The organism is Vibrio atypicus, assembly GCF_009811315.1.
GTDB classification, from domain to species: domain Bacteria; phylum Pseudomonadota; class Gammaproteobacteria; order Enterobacterales; family Vibrionaceae; genus Vibrio; species Vibrio atypicus.
The window spans coordinates 1-560 of record NZ_BLID01000034.1 but is presented as its reverse complement, the minus strand read 5'-3'; the positions used below and the strand labels follow the sequence as shown (position 1 = coordinate 560).

Below are 560 nucleotides of genomic sequence, written 5' to 3'. Positions count from 1 at the left end.
ACCACTTTGTGGTTCATGACTGGGGTGAAGTCGTAACAAGGTAGCGCTAGGGGAACCTGGCGCTGGATCACCTCCTTATACGATGATTACTCACGATGAGTGTCCACACAGATTGATGGTTTATACAGTTTAAGAGACGATACTGGGTCTGTAGCTCAGGTGGTTAGAGCGTTCGCCTGATAAGCGAGAGGTCGGTGGTTCGAGTCCACTCAGACCCACCAATTTCCTTTGGGAATTGGCATACAGTATCGACAACACCTGATGGGGCTATAGCTCAGCTGGGAGAGCGCCTGCCTTGCACGCAGGAGGTCTGCGGTTCGATCCCGCATAGCTCCACCATCTTTAAGCGCATTTACTTAAGTGTTCTTAAAAATGGTTTTCATTAGAAAATCTAGCTCTTTAACAATTTGGAAAGCTGACAAATCAACAATTTATTTGTTGATTGTAAAGTTCTCAATGTTTGTCTTTAAGACAAACACCAATACAACACATTCAAGTGTTCTTGGGAATGTCACTTTATAAGTGACTATTCAAAATTGAGTCCGGCAAAATCGAGTCTG

Annotated in this window: 2 tRNA genes and 1 rRNA gene; all 3 read left to right on the top strand. The window is 44.1% G+C overall.

Annotation, left to right across the window (positions count from 1 at the left end):
* Positions 1 to 78, top strand: a 16S ribosomal RNA gene (locus GVO60_RS22180); the annotation flags it as partial.
* Between the two features lie 66 nt (positions 79 to 144).
* Positions 145 to 221 (top strand) — tRNA-Ile (locus GVO60_RS22175).
* A gap of 42 nt (positions 222 to 263) precedes the next feature.
* Positions 264 to 339, top strand: a tRNA-Ala gene (locus GVO60_RS22170).
* Positions 340 to 560 lie beyond the last annotated feature (221 nt).